The sequence below is a fragment of the Lentzea terrae genome, from assembly GCF_003265345.1.
In the GTDB taxonomy this organism is placed as follows: Bacteria; Actinomycetota; Actinomycetes; order Mycobacteriales; family Pseudonocardiaceae; genus Lentzea; species Lentzea terrae.
In genome coordinates this window covers 323,445-348,087 of record NZ_QFWW01000024.1, presented here as the reverse complement: position 1 = coordinate 348,087, position 24,643 = coordinate 323,445, and the positions used below count along the sequence as shown (strand labels likewise).

The following is a 24,643-nucleotide window of genomic DNA, read 5'->3' as shown; positions in this document are numbered from 1 at the left end:
CGCCCGACGCAGCGCCTCGAAAGGGCCCCGAAGTCAAGCCCCAATCGCAATCGTCGCGAAGCGGCGATGACGCAACCAAAGCCCGTCAAGACACACGCAAACCACCAACGCAAGGCGACCCGACTCGCCCCAAAGCTCCAGAGATCAAATAACGTGGAGAACGTGACCGCGCGACGCACCCTGCTCAAGTCGATGGCCCTGCTCCCCCTAGCCGGCTGCGCACCCGCACCCGCACCACCAACCACGACGAACACAACCCAGACCACCCCACCGACGACCACCGCAGCCCCAGTCCGGCACGAAGCCCTGTTCGAGCTGGAGAAGAAGTACGACGCCAGGCTCGGCGTCTACGCAGCAGGCGTGAGCACGATCGAACACCGAGCAGACGAGCGGTTCGCGTTCTGCTCGACCTTCAAAGGCCTGGCAACAGCAGCCGTCCTCCACCGCAACCCGATGCAACACCTGGACACCCTGGTCAGGTACACCGAAGCCGACCTGATGAAGAGCTCCACGAAAACCAGGCCGAACGTCCAGACCGGCATGACGCTCAAAGACCTGTGCGACGCCGCAGTCAGGTTCAGCGACGGCACGGCAGGCAACCTCCTGCTCAAAGACCTGGGCGGCCCGACCCAACTCACCGGTTACCTGCGCGAGCTGGGCGACACCGAAACCAGGATGGACCGAACCGAGCCCGCGATCACCGAGGCGACCCCGGGCGACCCGAGGGACACGACCACGCCGCGGGCAATCGGTACGGCCTACCAGAAGATCGTGCTCGGCGACGCGCTCGAGCCGGCGAAGCGAGACTTCCTCACGGACCTGCTGACCCGCTCGGTCACGGGGGCCAAGCGCATCAGGGCCGGCGTGCCGCAGGACTGGCGCATCGCTGACAAGACGGGCACCGGCGACTACGGCACGCTCAACGACATCGCCATCGCCTGGCCGCCGAACCGCGAGCCGATCGTGATTTCGATCATGTCCAGCAAGTCACAAGGGGACGCCAAATACGACGAAGCCCTCATTGCCGAGGCCGCCGCCTATGTCGTCAAGACCATCATCTGATCGACGACACGTCCGCCCACACGGTTTTCGAGTCCGGGAACCGGTTGTGGCCCCACACCTGCGCCAAGCCGTTGACCAGCAACAACCCCCGCTGCCTCCGCCCGAGGAAACCCATGCGTCCCAACTGCGGGAAGCGGCCGGGTGTTCCGTCGTCGACCTCGACCCGCACGACTTCGCGCTCAGGCAGGCGAAGAATGCGGGCGCGGCGAGGTGGCGCCGCGTGGTGGTACGCGTTGCTCACCAGTTCCGTGGCCACCACCATCACGTCGACCACGACGTTCTCGTGCATCCCCCTCAGCAACCGCCGAACTTCCGCCCGCACGTCTGCGAGCGGGAGCATTCCGTCTGGTAGGACGAGGTCCAGGCGTTCGCCGGACCGTCCTGCAATACCCATCAGCATCTCCCCGTGCCCTGTTCGTTCAAGGCAGCAGGATCCGTACCCACGAGAGGGCAGATCGAAACCCACCGAACTGGAATCACACCTCCCTCGGCAAATCCGCCCAGACGACGGTGTCGCCGTGCGCCCGGTCCACACCCCACCGATCCGACAGCCGGGCGACCAGCACCAGGCCGTATCCCCGCTGTGGCCGGGAGACCTTCCGCAACGGCGGGTGTGCGCGAGAGTCGTGCGCGATCTCGACGCGGATCTTCACCCGTTCCACGGCCACCCGCAGGAACGACGGCTCCGACGTGTAGCGGTAGGCGTTGCTGACCAGCTCGTTCACCACCAGCAACACGTCTCCGACGCAGTCGGGAGCCTCTCCTACCAGCTGCAGCCGCACCCAGCGCCGAACGGTCGCGAGCGACGGCCGTTGCCTGCCCAGCGGCAGATCTGCCGGCTCACTCGTCCTCGCTGCCTGGTCGCGCGCCAAACCGCTCCTAGGTCGTCTTGATCACTTCGGGCGCGGGTTACCCAACTGCATCAATCGCCAAACCATCCGTTCAGCGGGCTGAACTACAACTACGCTCACGTCGCTGTCGCACCCGAGGGGGAACGAGTGCCGAGATTCCTGATGCCCGTGCTGATCGCATTGCTGGCGATGTCCACGGCGCAGCAGTTGCTCGTGCCCACTCTCGCTCCGCTGGTCGGCGAGCTCGGCCTCAACGTGAGCCAGCTGGGTCTCATGCTCACGATCTCCTCCGTGGCAGTCGTCCTGACGAGCCCGTTCTGGGGCTGGTTGCTCGACGTGATCGGCTTGCGGAGCGTGCTGCTCGCCGGTGCCGGTCTGTGCGTGCTCGGCCTGGCCGGGTTCGCCGCGGCGGTGACGTTCGGCCAGGACGAGACGCTGACGTCCGACCAGGCGTTCACCTTCGTGCTGGCGTTCCGCAGCGTGCTGCTGGGCGCCGGGCTCGCCGTGTTGCCGATCGCCGCGCTCGCCGTCGCGGGCGTCGTGCGGGAAGAGGAACGGACCAAAGCGTTCGGACTGGTCGGTGCGGCGCAGGGGCTGGCCGCGTTGGTCGGGCCGCCGGTCGGTGGCGTGCTCACGGCCGTCTCCCTGATGCTGCCGCTCTACCTCGCGCCCGCGCTCGCACTCCTCGTTCTCGTCTTTGTCATCGTCGCCGTCAAGCCCGTAGAACGTCCGCAAGAAAACATGCCGCCCCAGCCGCTGGAGCTGTTGCGCGCCTTTGCATTCGGGCTCCTGATGTGGCTGTCGTTCGGACTGTCGCAGGTCATCATCACGTTGCTCGCCAAGGACCAGCTGGAGGTCAGCACCTCCTCGTTGGCGGCCAGCGGCATGACGGCCGTCGCGGCGCTCGGGCTCGTCGTGACGCAAGGTGCGGTCGTCCCGCTGCTGAAGTGGCCCGCCGCCCGGTTGATGCGCACCGGCGCGCCGATCGCGTTGGCCGGCTACGCGGTGCTGGCGGTCGCGCCGTCGTTCTGGCTGATGGCAACCGCGTACCTGGTGGTGGCGTTCGGGCTCGGCCTGGCGGTCACCGGGTTCGCCGCGGCGGCCTCGCTCGGCGTCGGACCGCGGCACCAGGGCCTGGTCGCCGGTCTGGTCCACGCCACGTACGGACTGACGTTCCTCGCCGGGCCGATGCTGAGCTCCCTGTTGTACGACGTGGAACCGGTGGCGCCGGTGATCGCCGCCGGGGTGGCCGCCGCGCTCGCCTGCGTGCTTTCGCTGCCCCAACTCACGCCGCGTGTCCCACAATCGGCGGCGTGAGGCTGTCCGTCGCGATCTGGCCGCCGCCGGCGATCGTCGAGGTGCTCGGCGCGCTCCCGAGACCGCCGGGGATCCAGTGGTCGGTGCCCGCGCAGTGGCTGGTCAAGGTGCGGCCGCTGGGCACCGTGCCCGACCGCGTCGTGCCCGGCCTGATCGACGCACTCAACGAGGAGCTCGACGGCGCACCGGCGACGAGGTGCGTGCTGGGGCCGAGGACGCGGTCGATCGGGCAGTGGCTCGGCGTGCCGGTGTCCGGGTTGGACGACCTGGCCGCGGTGGTGTTCGCCGCGACCGCGCCGATCGTGCCGGTCACGCATCCGCAACCGTTCCAGGCGGACATCGTCATCGCGCGCGGCCGGGTGCCCGCGGCACACGCGGGTGCGGCGATCAGTGGTGAGTGGATCGCCGACCGGATCGCGTTGGTGGCGGACCGGAGCGCGCCGGGCAGGCCGCGGTTCGAGGACCTAGCCGGCTTCGAACTGTCGGCGTAGCTCGCACAACGCGTAGTGCGTCCGAGACTTCACCGTCCCTGTCGGCACGCCCAGACACACCGCGGTCTCGGTGTAGGTGCGGCCGTTGTAGTAGAGCTCGGTCAGCACGCGACGGTGTTCATAGGACAGTGACGCGAGCACGGCGTCCATCACCAACGCGTCCACGACCTGCTGGGCGTGATCGGGAGCCGGTTCCGGTTCGTGCTCGCCGGTCTCGTGCGGCCGCACCGTCTTCGCCCGAACCCGGTCGATGACCACGTTGCGCGCCACCGTGATCAGCCAGCCGCGGGCGGAGGTGCCGTCGGCGAACGACTCGGGATGCCGCCACGCCCGGAAGAACGTCTCCTGCACGACGTCCTCGGCGGCCGCGCGGTCTCCGGTCAGCCGGGTGGCGAAGTTCAGCAGACTGTGTTGGTGGTTCTCGTAGAGCACGCGTAAGAAGTCGTGCATGCCGGTCAGTGAAATCGGCGCCCCGCCGGGAGACAACGACCCTGTCTAATCCGACAGGGAACCACGTACCGCGCGTTGACCACTACGCTGCGCACGTGAGGCGTTACTTCAGCGCGCTCGTGCTGGCACTGCTCGCCGTGACGGCCGTCGCCGTCCCCGCACAGGCCCACGCCGAGCTCAAGAGCAGCAACCCGGCGTCCGGCGCGGCACTCGACGCCCCGCCCAAGCAGATCGAGCTGACGTTCAGCGACGTCGTCAGCCTGCCCGACGGCGACGCGATCACCGTGACGGGTCCGGACGGCACCAAGTGGCCGGTCACCCAGGCCCACGCCGTCGACAAGACGATCACGGCGACGGTCGACGCCGCCGGAGCCAAGGCCGGTGCGCACACGCTCGCGTGGAAGGCGCAGGCCGACGACGGTGACATCATCGCCGGCTCCTTCACCTTCACGATGAACGTCGCGGCCCAGCCGACGACAACACAGACGACGTCGTCCGTGACGATGAGCGCACCGGTGACGAACGCTCCCCCGACGACCACGCAGTCAGAGTCCGGTGGCGTGCCCGCCTGGGTGTGGATCGTCGTCGTCCTGCTGGTGGTCGTCGGCGCGATTCTGCTGGTCCGCCGCCGCAAGGCCTAGCCGTTTCCGCAGGAGGTCGCGTTCGGCCGGGTGTTCCGCCAGGGCGAGCGCGGCCTCCAGCGCTGTTCGCGGGTCTTCGCCGAGCCGGGTCAGCAGATCCGCCCGCACGGCGTGGAACAGGTGATAGCGGTCGAGGTCCAGCAAGTCGACCTGCCGCAGTGCCTCAGCAGGTCCGTCGACCTCAGCGACCGCAACGGCGCGATGCAGTGCCACGACCGGACTGGGCGTGATCGCCAGCAGCTGGTCGTACAGCGCCACGACCTGATGCCAGTCGGTCGGTGGATCGCTGTGCACGGCGTTGATGGCGGCCTGGATCTGGTACGGACCGGGCTGGTTCCAGCGCAGGCAGCGCCGCACGATGTCCTGCCCTTCGGCGATCAGGCCCGCGTCCCACCGCGCACGGTCCTGATCTTCGAGCAGCACCAGCTCGCCGTCGCGCAGCCGGGCATCTCGGCGTGACGTCACCAGCAGCATCAACGCCAGCAGTCCCCACACCTCGGGTTCGTCCGGCATGAGCTGCGCGAGCACGCGGCCGAGCCGGATCGCCTCGTCGGCCAGCTCCGCCTTGTCCAGACAACCCTCGTTGAAGATCAGGTAGACGACCGCCAGCACTGCCTTCACCCGCTCCGGCAGGTCCGCGTCGCGCGGCACCCGGTACGGGATGCGGGCCGCGCGGATCTTGCCCTTCGCGCGCACGATCCGTTGCGCCATCGTGGGTTCCGGCACCAGGAACGCCCTGGCGATCTCGCCGGTGCCGAGCCCACCGAGCAACTTCAACGTCAACGCGACCTGGGCCGGCAGCGCGAGCGACGGGTGGCAGCAGGTGAAGATGAGCCGCAGCCGGTCGTCGGGCACGTCACCTACCTCCTCCGGTTCGCCCTGCAGCAACAAAGCCTCTGCCTGCTTCTCGCGGCCCTTGGACTCGCGGCGCAGCTTGTCGATCGCGCGGTTGCGGGCGGTCGTGATGATCCAGCCCGCGGGCGCCGGTGGAATGCCGTCGACCGGCCAGCGCTGCACAGCCGTGGTGAAGGCGTCCTGCACCGCGTCCTCGGCGAGGTCGAGATCGCCGAGGACGCGGGTCAGGACGGACACCGCGCGGCCGTACTCCGCGCGGAAGATGTCTTCGATCATCCGAACGCGATCGGCCTGACCTCGATCGACATGACGATCGGGCCGCACCGGATCTCCGGCAACATCGGCGGCCGCTTCTACCTCAACATCAGTACCTTCACCGCGCTGGGCACGGCGATCGGCAAGGCCGACGAGATGCTGCGGTCGGGCGAGGAGACGTTCGGGCGCATCCCGGCCGGCGTGACCGTGCCGCCGCTGCCGATGTCCCGGCTCGCGATCATGGGCGCGGTGCTGACCAGCCTGGGCGGGCCGATCAAGCAACAGATCCTCTACCGGACCCGGCTCCCCCAGCTGATCAGGGACAACCCCGGCCGCTGCGCCGTTTCGCACAAGCGGATCGCCGACTGCGCCGCACCGGCGGAGCTGCTCGGGCTGTGGCGGCGCGAGCTCGACCACCTGCTGCGGTTCGTCTGCCCGATCCTCGACGCCGGGGCGCGGATGATCGCGGGCGGGCCGGCCGCGTTCCGGCGCCGGCTCGTCGCGCTGGTCGGCGAGGAGGACGCGGCCACGTTGCTGACCGGCTTCCACGACGGTGCCGGGCTGGCGAGCATGGGGCCGGTGGTCGGCCTGGCCCGGCTGAAGTCCGGGGAGATCGACCGGGACACGTTCGCGCAGGCCTGGGGACATCGGTCCGCCAACGAGTTCGAGATCTACGCACCTCGCCCGGCCGAGGACCCGTCGTGGATCTCCCAGCAGCTGGCGACGCTGGCCGACCCCGAGGTGTTGTTGTCGCGGCAGGCTTCCGCGCGCGCCGAAGCGTGGGAACGGCTGGTGGCACGGCATCCGGCAGCGGCCCCGAAGATCCGCAAGCAGCTGGACCGGATCGGGGCCGGTGCGCGGGCCCGGGAACAGGCCCGGTCCGAGATGGTGCGGGCGTTCTGGGTGCTGCGGGCGTTCGTGCTGCGGGCCGGGGAGCTGACGTCGGCCGGGGACGACCTGTTCTTCCTGCCGATCGACGACGTCCTGCGCGTGCTGGGCGGCGAGACGTCGTTGTTGGACCGGGTGCACGCGCAACGGAAGGCCTACGAGCGTTATCGCGCGCTGCCTCCGTATCCGGCGGTGATCCGCGGACGGTTCGACCCGGAGTCCTGGGCCGCCTCAGCGAACCGGCGAGCCGATCTCTACGACGCGACCAGCGACGTGCCGATGCCGTCGGACGTCACCGGTTTCCCCGGTTCGGCGGGTGTGGTCGAGGGCGTCGCACGGGTGCTGACGCGGGTCGAGGACGGGGAGTCGTTGCAGCAAGGCGAAATCCTCGTGACAACGGTGACGAACATCGGCTGGACGCCGTTGTTCACCCGTGCTGCGGCCGTCGTGACGGACGTTGGTGCACCGCTCTCGCACGCGGCGATCGTGGCGCGAGAGCTGGGAATCCCGGCCGTGGTGGGCTGTGGGAACGCGACGACCCGAATCGCTTCAGGTGACCGGGTCCAGGTCGATGGCGCGCGAGGCACCGTGAAAAGGGTGTCTTGAACCCACCACCCGTCCGCCGCCGAGTGGTGGGTTCGAGACACCGAGGTCAGTTGTGCATGGAGACGAGCTGCCGCCGCATGCGTTCGCGCAGCAGATCGATCACCTCGGTGACCGTGTTGGCCTCCGCGTACGCCTGCACCTCGACCCACTTGAGGTCGAAGCGGGCGTGTGCGTGGATGACAGCCTTGTCCGAAGTCAGGTTGACCCAGGCGAAGTCGACCCGGTCGGGCGCGTACCGGTCCAGCGAACCGATGCGCGCAGACGCGTAGTCCCTGGCCTGCTCGGGAATGGCCTCCGCGAGCGAGACCTGGATGTAGTCCATCGACACCTGCCTCCTCAAGGCCACGCGGCAGCGCCACGTGGCCAGTTCGACGATACGAATTCGATCGCAACGCCGAACCAGGCGTTGGTCCCGACAGCGCAGGGTCTTTCTACTGAGATGGTGCGGCTGCGAGACCTAGTGATGTCACTGGATCAACTCTTGGGCTGCAACGCGGATATCCGCTGGTCGAGCTGTTCCTTGGTGGGCGAACCGGTGAGAAGTTCCACCGAGCCGTCATCGCGGACGAACGCGAACGTCGGCTGTGCGGTCACCCCGAACCGCTTCCACACGGCTCCGTCGAGGTCGGCCAGGTGCGGGAACGCCGTCATCTTGTGGTCGGCCACGAACTTCTTCATGGCGTCCAGCTGGTCCTGGGCGGCGACCCCGACGAACTGGATCTTCTTGTACTGCTCGGCGACCTCCGCGACGGTCTTCGCCTCGGCGTTGCACGACGGGCACCACGGCGTCCAGAACCACAGGACGGCGGGCTGGCCGACGAGCTTGTCACCGCGGAACTCGGCGCCCTCCAGCGTCTTCGCGGTGAACTGGAACTTCTCCGGTGCGGGCGCCTTCTCGGCGCAGCCGGCGAGCAGCAGCACTCCGAGCAGTAGTCCGAGGATGCGCATCGGGCTCCTCACCTCCTGCCTGGTCGTACGGCCTCGCGCCTCGTCCGGTTCAGCCGCCACGCACCCCGGCCCAGGCGGCGATCTGCGCGCGCGACCGCACCCCCAGCACGGTCTTGAGGTCGCGCACGTCCGCCTCCACGGTCCGCAGCGACACGTGCAGCCCGTCCGCGATCTGCTTGTTGGTCAGCCCCTCCGCGACCAGCGCGGCCACCCTGAGCAGCCGTTCCTCCCGCCACGACAGCGGTCCGAGCGCGATCTCCTCGGTGTCGTCACCTTCGTCGTTCTCGGTGACGAGCCGATCGTCACCCGGCATGAGCGTGGCGGCGTACCGGATGTTGTCGGCTTCCTCCGGCATCGTCGCCAGCACGTCGAGCAGCCGGTCGCGCACCGCGGTGGAGTCGTGCTGCAGCAACGCGTCGAATGCGAACAACCGCACCGACTCCAGCATCGTGAGCCGCTCGCCGCTTTCCAGCAGTGACCGTGCGCTGAGGCTCTTCGCGAGCTCCCACCCGTGCGGCATCAGCGCGTCGGCGAGTTCTTCGCTGATTCCGCCGGGCAGCAACGAGAACGTGCGCAGCGCCGCGCGTTCCGCCTCGGTCAGCAGCAGGTAGCTGCGGTCGATGGCGGCGTGCAACGACCGGTGGTGCTCCTCGGCGTCGCGCGGCCCGGTGGTCAGCACCGCGAACCGGTTGTCGAGCCTCGCCGCGATCTCCTCCAGCGTCAGCACGCGCACGAGCCGTGCGGCCAACTCAAGCGCCAATGGCAATCGGTCCAGCCGGTCGCACAAGGCATCCAGCAGCGCGGCACGCTCGTCGAACTCGCTGTCGACCGCCAACGCCCTGTCGCAGAAGAGTCTCTTCGCCTCGTGGTGCTCAAGGGGGCTGAGCCGGTACGCCTGCTCGCCCGGCACGTTCAGCAGCTCACGACTCGTGGCCAGCACACGGACCGTTGGGTGGCGTTGAACGATGTCGGCGCATTCCTCCAGGCTGTCCTCGCACCCGTCGAGGACGAGCAAACCCGCGTGCTGACGGTGGGCGACGACCTCCTGCACGAGCCGCGACTTGCCGACGCCGGGCGGTCCGACGACGGTGACGACCCGGTGGCGCGCCAGGAGCTTGGTGAGGTCGGCGAGCTCGGCGTGCCTGCCGACGAACGTGTCGAGGCGCGGGGAGCCGTGGCCGCCCTCGCGCGCACGCCGGCGGTACGCGCGTTGACGGCAGGCGCCGGAGCAGTACTTCGCGGGGGCCGCCAGCGGTGCGCCGCAGTCTTCGCAGGTCATCGCACGCGCGCCGTCCGTGCCGCCAACTGGGTTCGCGAGGTGAGCCCCAGCCTGCTCAGCATCTGCGTGACGTGCGAGCGCACGGTCCCGGTGGAGATCCCGAGCCGCACCGCGATCTCCGGGTTGGTCAGCCCCTCCACCACGAGGTCGGCGATCTGCTGCTGCCGCACGGTCAGCGACTCGTCCCGCGGCGCCTGGCTCAGGTACTCCAGCAGCCCGGAGTGGTCGAGGCGTTCGCCCAGCCGGCGCGCACGGGCCGCCCGCCGCTCCCCCACTTCCGCCACGGCGAGGTCGCACGCGTCCGCCACGATCTGGTCCCACGGCGCTTCCTGCCTGGCTCCGCGGGACGCACGGGTCGCGGCCGCCGCAGCCATCAGCACGACCGTGCGGTCGACCTGGTGCCGCCGGGCGGCCACGATGCCAAGACCTTCCAGCACACCGGCCAGTGCCACCGACTCGGGCGCGCCCTCCCGCAACGCGACCGTGAAGTGCCGCTCGGCCAGGTCGACGTCGTCGAGCGCCAACGCGATCACACCGGCGGTGTGCCGGACGGACATCAGGCGGTAGGCGTCGGGCGCAGCGGAGGTGAGCGCCTCCTCCACCGCCGCCCGCGCACCGGGCAGATCGCCGAGCCGCATCAGCAGCCAGGCGTGGTTGTTGAGGAACGTCATCAGCATCGCCGCATTGCCCAGCGCCCGTGCAGCCACCAACGAACGCTCGTTGGCGACCCGCGCGCCGTCCAGGTCGTCGGTGATCGTGCGCGCGTAGCCCAGGGTGTTCCAGGCGCGCGCTGCCCAGGTCGGCTGGCGGGTTCCGGGGTGCGCCACGAGGGCCTCGGCCAGCCGGATCGACTCGGCGCCGTCGCCGGTGAAGCCAGCCAGCCAGGCGCTGCGGAAGAGCAACATCTCCGCGTGCGATGACAACGAACCGTGCGCCAGAGTCTCTGCGGCCAGGCGCATCGCCTCGATGTAGGAGCCACGCAGGTACCAAACGTGCACGACAGCCGCGACCAGCCAGGTGTACCGCGGGTCGGTGCGCGGGGTGCGGGCGATGACGTGCAGCACCTGGTGTTCCTGGCCGTGCAGCCAGCTGTTGATCTCCGCAGTGATCGCCGGTGCGGCCGCGACCATGCGGATCGTGCGGGTCAGCACGGTGACGAGCCGGTCGAACGTGCGGTCGGTGTCCCCGTGTTCCTCGAGCCGCGCCAGGCCGAACAGGCGGATCGACTCCAGCACGCGGAACCGCGCACTCGACGAGGACGGCTGCACGCGGACCACGAGGGACTTGGCGCGCAACGAAGCCATCAGCTGCACCATGTCGTCGGGTGAACCGCACACGGCGGCCGCCAGGTCGAGGTCGAACTCGCCGATCAGCACCGACAGCCGCCGCATCGCCGACTGCTCGGCCGGGCACAGCAGGTCGTAGCTCCACCGGATCACCGCGTCCAGGTTGCGGTGCCGCGCGGGCAGGTCCGTCCTGGCCGCGGCCAGTTCGATCGTCAACGGCAGGTAGTCGAGCAACGGATCGGCCAGTTCCGCGGAAGCGCCGCATGCCACGAACAGTGCGCGCGCGTCAGCGGCAGAAAGCGGACCGACGTCCACGCACATCTCGCCGGCCAGATCGAGGGGCTCGCGGGAGGTCACGAGCACGCGCAGGCGCGGGCACCGGGCGAGCAGTTCCGCGACGACCTCGCCGGCTTCGCGGATGAGGTGTTCGCAGTTGTCCAGCACCAGAAAGCGGTGCTCGGACAGGGCGCGGGCGACCGTCTCCGGCAGCGGCGAGCCGGGCTCCTCCCTCACGTTCAGGGAGAACGTGACCACGTGCCACAGCAGGTCGGGACGGCGCACGGACTCGAGCTCGACGACGGCGGTGCCGGGTTCGACCGGGAACAACTCGGCCGCGAGCCGCGACTTTCCCGCTCCGCCAGGGCCGATGAGCGTCACCAGCCGGTGCTTGCGCAGCAGGCGGCGCACGGTGGACAGCTCGCGTTCTCGTCCCACCAACCGAGTCCGCGCGTGCACCGACGACCACATGCGCGCGATTCTAGGAGTGAATGCGACACAAAGAAATATCGCTCAATCGCGATTGACAGGGTATCGCCATAAATGCACCAACGCTCATGTAACCGGTTGAACTGCCCAAATGCCTCCGAGTGGCGTCCGAACGCCGTAACGGCGGTCGCGAATTGAGACGATTCAGCCTCCTGCCGGAATTCCCCGAACGGCACCATCGCGCCGGCGCGCAACGAGGTCCCCCGGACGTTGCGCTGCCGTTGGCACCCGTACTCGGCCCGGTCGAGCTCGTCGTACCGGCTCACCGACACGTCCCGGGGCGCAGGCCATGAGGCACGCATTCCTTTTCCACCGTCGAGCGCGATTCCTATTCGCGGCAGATAAGGCAACTTCCGCATTCGCACGCCGGCGTCTGCTCGAACGCGGCGCCGCTCACGTCCTCGGCCTTGGCTTGGTGCGCAACCGATCCAGCCCGACAGCGCGCCACTGCAGCGACTCGCCGGTCCCCCACGACGCGGTCTCGCCACCGGCCGCTCACGACGGCCGAGGTCCGGTGAAGTACTCCTTCGCGTCCTTGTACGCCTCCTCGGCGTAGGCGCTCCCGTAGGTGCCGCCGAGGACGCCGCCGGCAAAGGCGCCGACCGGGGCCCACACGCCGCCGGCCGCGGCCCCGGCCAATCCGCCCACCCCACCACCGATCGCACCACCGACGATGCCGCCGGCGCCGCCCACGATCGCCTCGTCCAACGGCTTGCCTTCGTTGACGTCGTGAGCGACCCCGACCGCAGTCCCGATGCCGGCCGAACCCACGACCACCCGCCGCACGATCTTCTTCGCGGCAGCGTCCGCATCGAGCGCCTTGTCCACGGACCTGTCGAGGCCCTTGACGGTGTTGTACCGCTGCGCGACCCGCGCACGATCCTGCGCGGTAGCGGCGTCGCCCAGGCGCGCGACGCGCCGTTGTTCGTCAGCCCACTTGAGCCGCGCGTCCCAGGCGGCGTCCTTCGCGTGGGACAGCGTGTCCGAGCTCGCCTTCCGGTAACTGTCAGCCGCCACGCCGATCATCCCGTCGGTCACGGCCAGTCCGAGCTTCGCCGGATCGCGGAGGTCGTTCCACCCGGCCACCGCACCGCGTTCCAGCAGGCTCCTGTCCGGCGCGTTGACCCTCTCCTGACGACGCTCGGCGGCGTTGGCCGAGCCGGCGATCCGCAGCCCGTCGATCTTCTGCTGACGGCGCTCGGCAGCGTTCGCCGAGCCAGCAACCCTCAGCCCATCGATCTTCTGCTGACGGCGCTCCGCCGCGTTCGCCGAACTGCTGGTGTTGACGCGTCCGCTCTTCTCCTGGTCGATCTTCAGCTGACGACGCTCGGCAACGTTCGCGGAACCCGCAACCCTCAACGCATCAACCTTCTGCTGACGGCGCTCCGCGGCGTTCGCCGAGCTGGTGGTGTTGACGCGCCCGCTCTTCTGCTCGTCGATCTTCTGCTGACGACGCTCGGCAGCGTTCGCCGAGCCGCCGGTGTTGACGCGTCCGCTCTTCTTCTCCTCGGCCTTCTGCTGACGACGCTCCGCCGCGTTGGCGGAACTGCCGGAGTTCACCCGCCCGCTCTTCTTCTCCTCCGCCTTCTGCTGACGACGCTCCGCCGCATTCGCCGAGCTGCTGTGGCTTCCCCCAACCTTCTTCGAGGCCTTCTGCTTGTCCGCCTTCACCTGCCGCCGCTCCGCCGAGTTCGCAGAACTGCTGTGGCTCCCCCCGACCTTCTTCGCCGCCTTCTGCTTGTCCGCCTTGACCTGCCGCCGTTCCGCGGCATTCGCCGACCCCCCGTTCGCCGTCCCGGGCTTCTTGGCAGGCGCACTGCTGGGCGTGCCAGCGGTGTTCTTCGGCTCCGCGTGGGCTTGCGTCGCACCGAGCAAGCCGAACGCCGCAGCCAGCACACCGCCGGACACCGAATACAGGATGGCCTTCGACAGATCTGTTCCGTTACTCATCGCTGTCCCCAAACACGTAGAACCACCGCCGGCATTGCACGGCCAGGACCGTGACACCGCTCCGTGCAGCAGCCATACATTTCCGGTACAGCAAGCAAAGGAAGCACTTCGCGGTACCGGCACCCAGCGGTCGGCGAGGACGACCCCCGCCTGCGGACCCCGCCGGCGAGCCCGGACGAGCACGGCCGGACAGGACATACCTGTTCGATCTATCCGACACGTCTTGTGGCGCTGCGATTACGCGCGGTATGGTCTAGACCTTCAACCGCCGCCGCGATGTGAAGCACTCGAGCAACATCAAGGCAAAGGAAGTCACATGAAGAATCGACCCAGGCTTGCTGCCGCGATGGCAGGTGTTCTGGCTGCTCCGTTGGTCCTCGTGGCTCTCCCCACCGGCACGGCCTTCGCGCACGGTTACGTGTCGTCGCCTGCCAGCCGTCAGGCGCAGTGCGCCAGGGGCACCGTCAAGGACTGCGGCGCCATCCAGTGGGAACCGCAGTCGGTCGAGGGGCCGAAGGGCCTGAAGAGCTGCAACGCGAACCTGCAGCAGTTCGCCGTGCTCAACAACGACAGCAAGGGCTGGACGGTGCACCAGACCGGCCGGTCGGTGACGTTCAACTGGACGTTCACCGCCCGCCACCGCACGCGCGACTACGACTACTTCGTCGACGGGCGCAAGGTCGCGAACTTCAGCGGCAACAACCAGCAGCCGCCGGCCACGGTGTCGCACACGGTCAACGTGGGTTCCGCGGGCAGGCACAAGGTCCTGGCCGTCTGGAACATCGGCGACACCGCGATGGCGTTCTACTCCTGCATCGACATCAACGCGAGGTAAGACCTAGGCGCGTGAGGTCCCCTTCCGCTCACGCACCAGCTTCTCGACGTCGAACGGCATGAGGTTCAACGGCGGACCGGACAACGGTTTCCGCAACGCGTCGAGGATCTGCGCGTTCATCTCCTCGATGATCGCGCGCGCCTCGTCGTCGGTCCTGGCCGCCAGGGCACGCGCCTTGGCGGTCTCGGCCTGCCTGCGCAGGACCAGGGAAGGGGGCAACCCTGCCGTGCCCTCTTCCTCCCTGACCTTCTTCTTGAGCCACCAGTCCTCTTCGAGCGGCTCACCCGCGCCGGGCAACGGCTTGCCGGCGCTCGGCAGGTCGTCGAACTCGCCGCGTTCCTGGGCTTCGCGGATCTGCTTGTCGATCCACGACTCGAAGTCCATGCCGTGCGGTTTGCGTTGCGTCATGGGGAAAACCTCCTGACCGCGGCCTGAATCGCCTCGTTGAACGCGGGGCTGCCCTTGTGGCCACTGTCGTCCACGAGGGCCAGTTCGGCGTCCGGCCACGCCTGCGCCAGCTGCCACGCCGTGTCGGCGGGGCAGCTCATGTCGCGCCGGCCGTGGATCAACGCGGCCGGGATGCCCGCGAGCTTGCCGATGTCGCGCACAAGTGAGCCGTCCTCGAGGAAACCCAGACTCGCGTAGTAGTGCGAGCAGATCCGCACGAACGCGATGAGGTCGTCGTCCGGCCGGTCGCTGAACACCGCCGGGCTGCCGAAGCTTTCGAGCGACAGCACGGTGTCCTCCCACCAGCACCACTCGGCGGCGGCCTGGTCACGCCGTGAGGGGTCTTCCATCAGGTCTGCGTAGGCGCGCACCACGTCCGGCGCGTCGGCGACATGCGCGCTGAACCGGGCCCACGCTTCCGGGAAGAACCGGGAAACGCCCTTGTACAGCCAGTCCAGCTCGCGCTTCGACGCCGTGGTGACCGCGATCAGGATCATCTCGGTGACGCGCTCAGGGTGCCGTTGCGCGTAGGCGAGAGCGAGCGTGCTGCCCCACGAACCTCCGTACACCAACCACTTCTCGATGCCGAGGTGCTCGCGCAGCTTTTCGATGTCCGCGATCAGGTGGTCCGTGGTGTTCACGCTCATGTCCGCGGCCGGGTCACTCGCGTGCGGTGTGCTCTTGCCGCAGCCGCGCTGGTGGAACACGACCACCTTGAACTTCTGCAGGTCGAACGACTTGCCCGCGTACTTCGCCGGAGCCCCAGGCCCGCCGTGCAGGTGCACGGCGGGCTTGCCGTCCGGATTGCCGAGGACGTACCAGTGGATCTGGTTTCCGTCGCCGACGTCGAGCATCCCCAGGTCGTAAGGCTCCATGCAGCCAGAGTATCTAGATCTTCAGGAGCTTCCAGTTCGATCCGGCGTCATCGGTCCGGTACACCTCGGCGAACTCCTGACCAGGGCCACCGCGCACCAGTGTGGCGTGCCGCGAGGAGGAGAACGCCAGGTCCTCCAACGGCGGCCCGCCCAAAACCAGAGGCGTCTCCCACTTCTCGCCGACACCGCGGTGCACGAACGACCAATCGCGCCCGGTCGCGGCCACGAGCGCCGCCTCGGACGAGATCGCGAAGCCCGTCGTGATGCCCTCACGCGGCGGCACGCTCACCGTCTTGAACGGCCCGCCCTCGGACTTGCGCAGCTCCTTGGTCATGTTCCCGAACCCGGGATCGAAGCTGCACAACGCATACCTGTCGGTGCCGACCGCGCCGAGCTGGGTGGCCGCGAAGATGTCGCACGGCGGAGGCTCCTCCATCCACCCCGCCGGCGACCGCGTCCAGTACCGGTTCTCCTCACCGAACGTGGACAACGCGACCTGCCCGTCCGCGATCTCCCCGAACGCCTGGCCCTTGACCTCGATGCCCGGCACCGGCTGCCACGAACCGAACCACAGCTCGCGGTGGAACAACCGCGACGAAGTGCCGTCGTAGCTCACCGCGAGGAAACCGGAGTGGTCGAACCCAAGGGCGCCAACGGTTCCCTTGATCCCCGACGCTTCCCAGCGGTTGCCGCCGTTGCTGGTGACGAACAGCTGCTCACCGTTGGTCACCATGCCGGCGGCGTCGTTCGCGAACATCACCCGCAACCGGTCGGCTTCCGGGATCGACAACGGCGGCGTCGTCACCCGAGTCCACGACGCGCCGCCGTCGAGCGTGCGGACGAGCTGCGTGCACTTGAAAGTCGGGCACAACGTGTCGACGCCCAGCACCCAGCCGCGATCAGCGGACACCCACGACGTCGACGCCGGCGTCACCCCGGTGCCGGCGTGCGCGACCGACACCGCAAAACCGGTCAACAACAGTGAAAACACAAGGACAGCAATGCGTTTCCCCCACATCGCCTTCTCCCCTCAAGAGGCTGATTCCCACTCAACACCTCTTGCGCGGGCAGCGGCAACCACCCAAACCGCCACCAAAACGCCGGCAAGACCAGTGAGGACGAAGGTCAGCGCAGGACCGACGGCGTCCAGCAGCAGACCACCGCCGACGTAGCCGATCGCCGCCGCCACACCGATTCCGCCGTAGAAGTTGCCGAAGACCCTGCCCACCTTGTCCGCGGGCGCGAGCCGTTGGATGAGCGTGCTGTGCGCGACGTCCATCGCCGCGATGCCGAGCCCGCGCACCGTCTGCACCGTGAACGCCGCCGCCACGCCCCACGCGAAGCCGGTCAGCAGGTTGCCCGCGCTGCTGACGACGAACCCCGTCACGAGCAACGCGACCATGCCGATCCGCGTCGCTCCCCTGGCCAGCAGCGCGAACCCGGCCAGCAGACCGATGCCGACCGCCGCGAGCAGGACGCCGGCCGCGCTGTCGGACGCGTGGAACGTCTCCTTGGTGAGCTGGATGATCGCGACGTCGTCGATCGCGGTGCACGCGACGACACCGCAGAAGCCGAGGAAGACGATCCGCAACGCGCGCCCGCGCCAGATCGCGCCGAGTCCGTCCTTCACGTCGGCGAACACGGACCCGCCCGGTTCCCCCGGCACGATCAGCTTCGGCAGCCGCAGCAACAACAACGCCGACACCCCGAACGACACGGCGTCCACGAGCAGCACGCCTCGGGTGCTCATGAACTGCAGCAGCACGGCGGCAAGCAACGGCCCGACGACGTCCGCGCTGTTGGCCCCGAACCCCAGCACGGTGTTCGCCTGCGGGAGGTCCTTCTCCGCCACCAGGCTCGGCACCGCCGCTCGCGAGGCCGGGATGAAGATCTGCCCGAGCATCGCGCGGACACCGACCAGCACGAGCAGAACGGGCAACGGCGGCAGCGTGAAGGCGATGACCGCCAGCAACGCGCACTGGGCGACCTCGCAGACGATCATCACGGTGCGCCGGTCGAACCGGTCGCTGATGAGACCGGTGACCGGGCTGAGCAACGACGGCGCGAAGTCACCGACCAGCAGCAGCGCGGCCACCGCGATCGCTTTCCCCACCACGGACTGCACGTGCAGCATCAGCGTGACGAGGCTGAGCGCGTCCCCCACAACAGAAACGACCCGTGCGGTGCTGAGCACACGCAACGGGCCGTTCTCCTTCAACAGCGTCAGCACGCAGTCATCGTGCCAACACTTGTTCGAGCTGGTCAGCCAATTTGTTCATGATCTTGGCGTAGGAGGAGTAGCTCAGCGGCGCGACCGCGTTCCACTCCACGAACCGGTTGGCCTGCACGGCGGGCAACGCCTGGAAGACCGGGTGGCCCTCCTTCATCTTCTCCGGGTCGAGCACGTGCGCGCGGGTGTCCCACATGATCACGTGTTCCTTGTAGGTGCCGGCGTTCTCCCACGACAGCGACTGGAAGTAGCCGCCGCCCTCGCTGTCGGGCTTGTCCGGCGTCAGCAACGGCAGGCCGAGCTCCTTGGCGTACCAGTCGAGGTCGGGGTTGCGGGCGGGCACCGCGACGTAGAGGAGCTTGGGGTCCGCGCCGACGACCTGGATCTTCTGGCCGGCGGCCGTCATCTTCTTGCCCACGGCCTTGAGCCGTTCGGCGGCCTTGGTGAAGGCTTCCTCGTCGGCCTTGACCTTGGCCGAGTCGACGTCCGCGCCGAGGGCCTTGGCGAGCTCGCGGAAGCGCTTGATCCCGTCCGGCAGCTGGATCTTCGACTGTCCGATGCCGACGGTCGGGGCGACCTTGAGCACCTTCTCCTCGAACTCGGCCGTGAGGTGCCAGAGCCCGGTGACCTCGGGGTAGTAGCCGGCGACGACCAGGTCGACGTTCAGCGCGGCGAACTTCTCGAAGTCGATCTCGCCATAGCCGGGGCCGGTGATGTCGGTGACCTGGCTCGGGTCGATGCTGCCCGCCTCGGGGTCGGTGCTGCCGTCAGCGCGCTTGAGCGGGCCGAACGTGCCGACCACGTTGATCCCGTAGTCCTTGAGTGCACCCGCCGCGGACACCTGCGCGACCACGCGTTCCGGCCGCTTCGGCGCGGTGACCTCCTTGCCGCGGTCGTCCTTGAACGACCACTGGCCACCCGACTGCTCCGTTGGAGCGTTCCCACCGCACCCGGCCACTAGGCCGAGCAGCAGCACCGCGGCGACTGTCCTGCGCACCTGTCCACCTCCTGAGGTTAGCTTTACCTAACCTAACAGGCCGCTTTACAAGATCCGCCACACCGGTAGGTTGGTAACCGTGCGGAACCATCTGACGACAGGGCGTCGAAATGCCGTCGTCGTCGTGCTGATGCTTCTCGCGGTGTTCGTGCTCCACCCGGCGTGCCCACCTGAGCCGGCGCACCACGGCGCGTTCACACCGGGCATCGCGGTGGATTTCTCCGGGGACTTCTCCGGTGAGTTCTGTCACCACGGCGACACCCACCACCTGTCTGCCGCCACGCCCGCTCCGGCTGCCGTTCAGGCCGGCGCCGCTTCCGTTGCGCTGCCTGACTTCGACGACGGACCGGTCACGCAGACCGCCGCCACCCCGCATTCGTGTCAGTGGCGCCACGAGCAACCGCGCTCCGGGCGCACACTACTGCTCGACCTCGGCATCTCCCGGACGTAAGGCCGAACCCCTCTTTTGCGTGCCCTGACAGGACTTTCTGCGGTCCTGTCACGTTGACGCGCGCTCTCGAACCGGCCCATGACCAATCCTTCCGAGGGATTCCCATGTCTGTTCCTGTTCTCGACCGCAACACGCCTGCGGGCATCGTGGGCAACACGCCCGTGCTGTGGATCGACGAGCTCTCCCGCACTCCCCGTCCGGCTTCTGGGCGAAGCTGGAGTGCGCCAACCCCGGCGGTGGCATGAAAGATCGCGCCGCCCTGCACATGATCGGCCGCGCGCTGGAACGCGGTGACCTGTCGGCGGACGGCCACATCGTCGAGTCGACCAGCGGCACGCTCGGCCTCGGGCTGGCGCTCGCCGGGGTGGTGCACGACATCCCGGTCACGCTGGTGACCGATCCCGGCCTGGAGCCGATCATCCGGCGGATGCTCCGCGCCTACGGGGCCACCGTGGACCTGGTGGAGAGCCCGCACCCGACCGGCGGCTGGCAGGAGGCGCGGCGCGCCGCGAGTGGCGGCACTGCTCTCGTCGCTGCCCGGCGCGTACTGCCCTGACCAGTACAACAACCCGGACAACGTGGCCGGGTACGCGCCGCTGGCGGACGAACTGGCCGCTCAACTCGGACACGTCGACGTGCTCGTCTGCGCGGTGGGCACCGGTGGGCACTCCGCCGGGGTGGCTTCGGCGCTGCGGCGGCACTTCCCGGCGTTGCGGCTGGTCGGCGTCGATGCGATCGGCTCGACGATCTTCGGGCAGCCGGCCCGGACCCGGCTGATGCGCGGGCTCGGGTCGAGCATCTTCCCGCGCAACGTCGACTACCCGGCGTTCGACCAGGTGCACTGGGTGAACCCCGGCGAGGCGGTGTGGGCGTGCCGGACGCTGGCTTCGCGGCACTACGCGAGCGGTGGCTGGAGCGTGGGCGCCGTTGCTCTGGTGGCGTCCTGGTTGGCGCGGACTTCTCCGGCGGACACGCGGATCGCCGCCGTGTTCCCGGACGGGCCGCAGCGCTACTTCGACACCGTGTTCAGCGACGAGTACTGCGCCTCGCACGGCTTGCTGGACGTGGTTCCGGCCGCGGATCCGCTGGAGATCTCGTCTTTGGGAGAACGCGAAGTGCTGTCGTGGACGATGTGTCGGTCCGTTGTGGACCCTCTGGCGGTGACGGCGTGATCGCGCAGTTCCGCTCGTTCGACCGCAGCGTGCAGTTGTTGCTGCTCAACCAGTTCAGCATCAACGTCGGCTTCTACACGTTGATGCCGTACCTGGCCTCGCACCTGTCGGTCACGCTGGCGCTGGCCGGATGGGCCGTCGGGCTCGTCTTGGGAGTGCGGAACTTCGCGCAGCAGGGCATGTTCCTGATCGGCGGAACTCTCGCGGATCGCTTGGGGTACAAGCCGTTGATCGTGGCGGGCTGTGCGTTGCGGACCGGCGGATTCGCGTTGCTCGGGCTCGTGGACGGACTGCCGGCGCTGGTGATCGCGTCGGCTCTCACCGGGTTCGCCGGGGCGTTGTTCAACCCGGCCGTGCGCGCTTATGTGGCGGCCGATGCCGGTCCTCGGCGCGTTGAAGCGTTCGCGTTGTTCAACGTCTTCTACCAGACCGGAATTCTGGTCGGGCCGCTCATCGGGCTCGCGCTGACCGCTGTGGACTTCCGGGTGACGTGCCTGGTGGCGGCTTCGGTCTTCCTGGTGCTGACCGTGTTGCAGTGGCGGTCGCTGCCCGCGCGTTCCGGCCAGGCGTCCGGGGATTCCGTGCTGGCGGACTGGCGGCTGGTGTTCTCGAACCGGCGGTTCGTGCTCTTCGCGGTGGCGATGACCGGGTCGTACGTGCTGTCGTTCCAGGTCTACCTGGCACTGCCGCTGGCCTCCGGGTCGGCGGTGCTGACGGCCGTGCTGTTCGCCGTGTCGGGCGTGCTGGCGGTCGTGGGCCAGCTGCGGGTCACGGCGTGGGCGCGGATGCGGTTCGGGCCGGACCGGTCACTGGTCGTCGGCCTGCTGATCCTGGGTTTGGCCTTCCTGCCCGCGGTTTTCGGCGGCTGGGCCGGGCTGGTCCTGTGTGCGGCGCTGCTCGCGCTGGGCACGATGGTGGTGTTCCCGTTCGAGATGGACAAGATCGTCTCGCTGTCGGGTGACCGGCTCGTGGCCACGCACTACGGCCTCTACAACACGGTCGTGGGCGTCGGGATCCTGCTCGGCAATCTACTCACCGGAATTGCGTTCGACGCTGCAGCGCGCGCGGGTGTGCCATGGGTGCCTTGGCTCGCTCTCACGTCGGTGGGGCTCGGGTGTGCGTGGGCGCTCAAAAAATTGGCGTCCCGTGTCGATTCGGAGCTCGCTCCTTCGACGAGTTAGCAGAGGCAGGACTTCGGATCGGAGGACGTCATGATCGCCAATCTCATCGCGACGCTGGTCGAGGAAGACCTCGCGGAGGACGACGGCGTGCTGGCGCCCGACGACCGCCTGACCTGCCACGTGCACGGGAGGTGGATTCACCAGTGCGTGGCATCTCCCGTGCACGTCAACCCGGTCACGCGCCACCGCTGGTGCCGCGGCTGCGACGCCGAACTCGGCGTGGTGGTCGACGAGGTCTCCGGTGATGTCGCGATGCGCTGCCCCCGCTGTGGGCGCGGGGGCAGCGCGGCCACCAACCGCCTGATCGCCGCCTGCCGTGCCTCGATCGAGGCACGCCGGGCGGCGTGATCGGGCTGAACCTCGTGGACCGTCCGGCCGTACGCCTCCTCAGAAGTTGTTCCCGACTCTCTGAGGAGGCCGCGTGCCCGGCCGACGTGCTGCAAGGACGACCGCTATGGCCGCCGTGGTCGCCGCGACGGTGGTGTCGATGCCAACGGCGCACGCGCAACCAGCCGACGAGGCGCTCAAGGCGTACACCGACCTGACGCACCACGCCGAGAAGCTCACCCAGGACCACCTCAAGGCCACCGGTGACCTCTCGAAGGCGAACGCGATCGTGGGCATCGCGACGGAGGCCGAGAAGCAGGCGCTGGCCGAGTCCGAGCAGTACCGGGGCCAGGTCGACGTGCTCACCACGGCGTCGTTCGAGGGCGCTCGGCTCAACAACCTTTCGGCGTTCCTGACCTCGACGTCCCAGCAGGACTTCCTGGAGCGGATGCAGGCGATGAACATCATCGCCACCGACCAGAACGACGCCGTGACGCGGATGAACGCCAAGCTGGACGCGGCCAAGAAGGCGCGCTCCGACGCCACGGCCGCGGCCGCAGCGGCGGAAAAGCTGGTCGCGGACGTGACCGTCCGCAAAGCCGCCATGGACCAGCAGGTGGGGGCCGCGCGCGCCAGGTACCAGTCGTTGTCCGCGCCGCAGAAGCAGACCTTGGCTGCTACCGGCCCCAAGGTCACCGTGAACGCGCCCGCCGGCGCGGCCGGGAGGGCGCTGCAGTTCGCGCTGAGCCAGCAGGGCAAGCCGTACGTCTTCGGTTCGAACGGGCCCGGCTCGTGGGACTGCTCTTCGCTCACGCAGGCCTCGTACCGGGACGCCGGTGTGTCCATCCCGCGCGTCACCTACGACCAGGCGAAGGTCGGCCGGGCCGTGAGCCGCGGCGAGGTCGCGCCCGGTGACTTGATCATCTACTACTCGGGACAATCGCACGTGGCGATGGCCGTGGACAACGTTCGCGCGGTGCACGCGTCCACCGAGGGCGTGCCGGTCAAGGTCGCGAACATCGACTCCATCGGACCCATCTCGGTGATCCGCCGGGTCGTCGGGTGACGCTTCTCTCCCACCCCGCGATAAACCGACGTAGACGTCTGTGAGAGCGTGCGGTCCGGTGAACTGTTGAATGCCCGGAGGTAGACGAACACAAGGTCGTTCCGTAACCTGTCCGAGACCTTCGGCCCAGCAGTTAACCCACTCGGGGCACACGCCAAGGTTGTCGCCTTACGCGCAGTAGTTTTTGCGGGGCGACTGCCAGGAAAAAGGAGGACCCGCGACGTGGTGTCGCAACCCTCGCGCCGTACCGTGCGTGGAGCGCTCGTAGCGACGGCAGCTGTCGTCGCGGCCGCTCTCCCCACGACCCCGGCCACTGCACAGCCTTCTGCCGCGGACGCGCTCAAGAAGTACAACGAGCTGTCCGAGAAGGCATCTCAGCTCAACCAGGACCACCTGAAGGCCCAGGACGACCTCAAGGCCAAGCAGGGTGATCTGGACAAGGCCAAGGGTGACCTGGCCACTGCACAGAAGGCCGAGGAGTCCCTCCGCGGCCAGGTCGACGTCCTCACCGAGTCGAGCTTCCAGGGAGCGAGCTTCAACCAGCTCTCGGCGCTGCTCGTGAGCGACTCGCAGCAGGACTTCCTGAACCGCATGTCGGCCATCAACATCCTGGCGGCCGACAACGCCGAGGCCCTGAAGGCTCTCAGCGACGCGGTCAACGCGGCGGACAACGCCACGAAGACGGCCAACGAGGCCACTGAGGCCTCGAAGAAGCTGCTCGGCGAGATCGAGCAGAAGAAGGCCGACCTCGACAAGCAGCTCGCCGAGGCGAAGGCCCAGTACCAGTCGCTGAGCGTGTCCGTCAGGAACCAGCTCGCACAGCGCGGCGACATGTCGAACATCCCGGTGCCGGCGGGCACCGCGGGCAAGGCGCTGCAGTTCGCCCTCGACCAGCGCGGCGAACCCTACGTCTACGGCGCGAACGGCCCGGACGCCTGGGACTGCTCCTCGCTGATCCAGAAGGCGTACGCGTGGGCCGGCGTCTCGATCGGCCGCACCAGCTACGCCCAGGCGGCCGCCGGTCGCCCGGTCACGCGTGGTGAGGTCAAGGCGGGCGACATCCTCGTCTACTACTCCAGCCAGTCCCACGTGGCCATGGCCATCGACGGCATCCGCGCGGTGCACGCCTCCACCGAGGGCGTGCCGGTGAAGGTCGCCGACATCGACTCGATCGGCCCGGTCACGGCTATTCGCCGCATCGAGGGCTGACTCGGTTCTTCGGGTTCTTCGAGAGCGCCCCTTGCCTTCGGGCAGGGGGCGCTCTTGTCACTCCAGCGGGTGAGCAGAAACGGGCCGGACTTCTCCGCGGAGAAGTCCGGCCCGTCCTGTGGTCTGCTCACCCTGGACGCACAACGTCCTGGATGCACAACATCGCCTGCCCAACCGCGTGAGCAGACAACCCGTGGGTGAGGTGCGCG

The 24,643-nt window shown here is 68.6% G+C and carries 25 protein-coding genes and 1 pseudogene; 12 read left to right on the top strand and 14 right to left on the bottom strand.

All coding sequences use genetic code 11. From position 1 onward, the window contains the following. The first annotated feature begins 192 nt into the window (after positions 1–192). On the top strand, positions 193–1,062 hold the full coding sequence (bla, locus tag DI276_RS31285; protein WP_408610596.1) for a class A beta-lactamase: 870 nt from the start codon (positions 193–195) through the stop codon (positions 1,060–1,062). Here bla and DI276_RS31280 read toward each other — a convergent pair. Together DI276_RS31280 and DI276_RS31275 are read right to left on the bottom strand one after the other, a co-directional pair. After that, a complete protein-coding gene (locus DI276_RS31280; RefSeq protein ID WP_157985058.1) occupies positions 1,055–1,456 on the bottom strand; it encodes an ATP-binding protein in 402 nt (133 codons plus the stop codon). The genes bla and DI276_RS31280 overlap by 8 nt on opposite strands. An 82-nt stretch (positions 1,457–1,538) precedes the next feature. After that, complete coding sequence (locus DI276_RS31275) at positions 1,539–1,934, bottom strand: ATP-binding protein (protein ID WP_112269916.1); 396 nt, start codon at positions 1,932–1,934, stop codon at positions 1,539–1,541. A 126-nt stretch (positions 1,935–2,060) separates the two neighbouring features. Here DI276_RS31275 and DI276_RS31270 point away from each other — a divergent pair, with 126 nt between their 5' ends. Beyond that, positions 2,061–3,230 (top strand): MFS transporter, encoded by a 1,170-nt coding sequence (locus DI276_RS31270; protein WP_157985057.1) that lies wholly within the window; start codon positions 2,061–2,063, stop codon positions 3,228–3,230. Next, positions 3,227–3,721, top strand: a complete 495-nt coding sequence (locus tag DI276_RS31265; protein ID WP_112269912.1) for a 2'-5' RNA ligase family protein — start codon at positions 3,227–3,229, stop codon at positions 3,719–3,721. Before DI276_RS31270 ends, DI276_RS31265 begins: the two co-directional genes overlap by 4 nt. Here DI276_RS31265 and DI276_RS31260 read toward each other — a convergent pair. After that, positions 3,695–4,171 (bottom strand): sigma-70 family RNA polymerase sigma factor, encoded by a 477-nt coding sequence (locus DI276_RS31260; RefSeq protein WP_112269910.1) that lies wholly within the window; start codon positions 4,169–4,171, stop codon positions 3,695–3,697. The two genes, DI276_RS31265 and DI276_RS31260, sit on opposite strands and share 27 nt — an antisense overlap. A gap of 95 nt (positions 4,172–4,266) precedes the next feature. Between DI276_RS31260 and DI276_RS31255 the strand changes: the two genes are divergently transcribed. Continuing rightward, entirely contained in the window at positions 4,267–4,812 is a 546-nt protein-coding gene (locus DI276_RS31255) for a copper resistance CopC family protein (protein ID WP_157985056.1), read from the top strand. On the opposite strand, the gene DI276_RS31250 is transcribed toward DI276_RS31255, so the two are convergent. Then, on the bottom strand, positions 4,717–5,943 hold the full coding sequence (locus DI276_RS31250) for an RNA polymerase sigma factor (protein WP_112269906.1): 1,227 nt from the start codon (positions 5,941–5,943) through the stop codon (positions 4,717–4,719). The two genes, DI276_RS31255 and DI276_RS31250, sit on opposite strands and share 96 nt — an antisense overlap. A gap of 30 nt (positions 5,944–5,973) precedes the next feature. On the opposite strand from DI276_RS31250, the gene DI276_RS31245 reads away from it, so the two are divergent. Next, positions 5,974–7,416 carry a PEP-utilizing enzyme gene (locus DI276_RS31245; RefSeq protein ID WP_112269904.1) on the top strand — a complete coding sequence of 481 codons (1,443 nt, stop codon included), beginning with the start codon at positions 5,974–5,976 and terminating at the stop codon, positions 7,414–7,416. 46 nt (positions 7,417–7,462) lie between these two features. Here DI276_RS31245 and DI276_RS31240 read toward each other — a convergent pair whose 3' ends face one another. The 5 genes from DI276_RS31240 to DI276_RS31220 all read right to left on the bottom strand — a co-directional run bounded on the left by DI276_RS31240 (position 7,463) and on the right by DI276_RS31220 (position 13,644). Further along, positions 7,463–7,738 (bottom strand): HPF/RaiA family ribosome-associated protein, encoded by a 276-nt coding sequence (locus DI276_RS31240; RefSeq protein WP_157985055.1) that lies wholly within the window; start codon positions 7,736–7,738, stop codon positions 7,463–7,465. A 152-nt stretch (positions 7,739–7,890) separates the two neighbouring features. Continuing rightward, the gene (locus tag DI276_RS31235) at positions 7,891–8,364 is read right to left on the bottom strand and encodes a redoxin domain-containing protein (protein WP_112269900.1); all 474 of its coding nucleotides are present in this window, start codon (positions 8,362–8,364) and stop codon (positions 7,891–7,893) included. Positions 8,365–8,413: 49 nt separating this feature from the next. After that, entirely contained in the window at positions 8,414–9,643 is a 1,230-nt protein-coding gene (locus tag DI276_RS31230) for a LuxR C-terminal-related transcriptional regulator (RefSeq protein ID WP_112269898.1), read from the bottom strand. Then, entirely contained in the window at positions 9,640–11,676 is a 2,037-nt protein-coding gene (locus tag DI276_RS31225; RefSeq protein WP_112269896.1) for an ATP-binding protein, read from the bottom strand. The genes DI276_RS31230 and DI276_RS31225 overlap by 4 nt, the downstream gene beginning before the upstream one ends. Positions 11,677–12,189: 513 nt before the next feature. Further along, positions 12,190–13,644, bottom strand: coding sequence for a hypothetical protein (locus DI276_RS31220; protein WP_157985054.1), 1,455 nt, complete (start codon positions 13,642–13,644; stop codon positions 12,190–12,192). Between the two features lie 316 nt (positions 13,645–13,960). Here DI276_RS31220 and DI276_RS31215 point away from each other — a divergent pair, with 316 nt between their 5' ends. Further along, complete coding sequence (locus tag DI276_RS31215; protein WP_112269892.1) at positions 13,961–14,479, top strand: lytic polysaccharide monooxygenase auxiliary activity family 9 protein; 519 nt, start codon at positions 13,961–13,963, stop codon at positions 14,477–14,479. Between the two features lie 3 nt (positions 14,480–14,482). Here the strand turns inward: DI276_RS31215 and DI276_RS31210 are convergent, their stop codons facing one another. From DI276_RS31210 to DI276_RS31190, 5 genes are read right to left on the bottom strand one after another with little or no spacing between them, the layout of a single operon-like run. Next, entirely contained in the window at positions 14,483–14,887 is a 405-nt protein-coding gene (locus tag DI276_RS31210; protein ID WP_112269890.1) for a DnaJ family domain-containing protein, read from the bottom strand. Beyond that, positions 14,884–15,801 carry a prolyl aminopeptidase gene (gene pip / locus DI276_RS31205; RefSeq protein ID WP_112269888.1) on the bottom strand — a complete coding sequence of 306 codons (918 nt, stop codon included), beginning with the start codon at positions 15,799–15,801 and terminating at the stop codon, positions 14,884–14,886. Before pip ends, DI276_RS31210 begins: the two co-directional genes overlap by 4 nt. Positions 15,802–15,814: 13 nt before the next feature. Then, positions 15,815–16,780, bottom strand: a complete 966-nt coding sequence (locus DI276_RS31200; RefSeq protein ID WP_157985053.1) for a YCF48-related protein — start codon at positions 16,778–16,780, stop codon at positions 15,815–15,817. Positions 16,781–16,831: 51 nt separating this feature from the next. Then, positions 16,832–18,031: an MFS transporter gene (locus DI276_RS31195; RefSeq protein ID WP_198681013.1), complete on the bottom strand. Its 1,200-nt coding sequence runs from the start codon at positions 18,029–18,031 to the stop codon at positions 16,832–16,834. Between the two features lie 4 nt (positions 18,032–18,035). Then, complete coding sequence (locus DI276_RS31190) at positions 18,036–19,028, bottom strand: ABC transporter substrate-binding protein (RefSeq protein ID WP_112269881.1); 993 nt, start codon at positions 19,026–19,028, stop codon at positions 18,036–18,038. A gap of 79 nt (positions 19,029–19,107) precedes the next feature. On the opposite strand from DI276_RS31190, the gene DI276_RS31185 reads away from it, so the two are divergent. From DI276_RS31185 to DI276_RS31160, 6 genes and pseudogenes are all read left to right on the top strand, one after another. Continuing rightward, positions 19,108–19,479: a hypothetical protein gene (locus DI276_RS31185; protein WP_157985052.1), complete on the top strand. Its 372-nt coding sequence runs from the start codon at positions 19,108–19,110 to the stop codon at positions 19,477–19,479. Positions 19,480–19,583: 104 nt separating this feature from the next. Beyond that, positions 19,584–20,651: pseudogene (locus DI276_RS31180) on the top strand (PLP-dependent cysteine synthase family protein). Beyond that, positions 20,648–21,832: an MFS transporter gene (locus DI276_RS31175; protein ID WP_232837045.1), complete on the top strand. Its 1,185-nt coding sequence runs from the start codon at positions 20,648–20,650 to the stop codon at positions 21,830–21,832. Before DI276_RS31180 ends, DI276_RS31175 begins: the two are co-directional and overlap by 4 nt. Positions 21,833–21,862: 30 nt before the next feature. Next, the gene (locus DI276_RS31170; RefSeq protein WP_112269875.1) at positions 21,863–22,180 is read left to right on the top strand and encodes a hypothetical protein; all 318 of its coding nucleotides are present in this window, start codon (positions 21,863–21,865) and stop codon (positions 22,178–22,180) included. 106 nt (positions 22,181–22,286) lie between these two features. Then, complete coding sequence (locus DI276_RS31165) at positions 22,287–23,225, top strand: C40 family peptidase (RefSeq protein WP_112269873.1); 939 nt, start codon at positions 22,287–22,289, stop codon at positions 23,223–23,225. Between the two features lie 222 nt (positions 23,226–23,447). Then, complete coding sequence (locus tag DI276_RS31160) at positions 23,448–24,434, top strand: C40 family peptidase (protein WP_112269871.1); 987 nt, start codon at positions 23,448–23,450, stop codon at positions 24,432–24,434. Positions 24,435–24,643 lie beyond the last annotated feature (209 nt).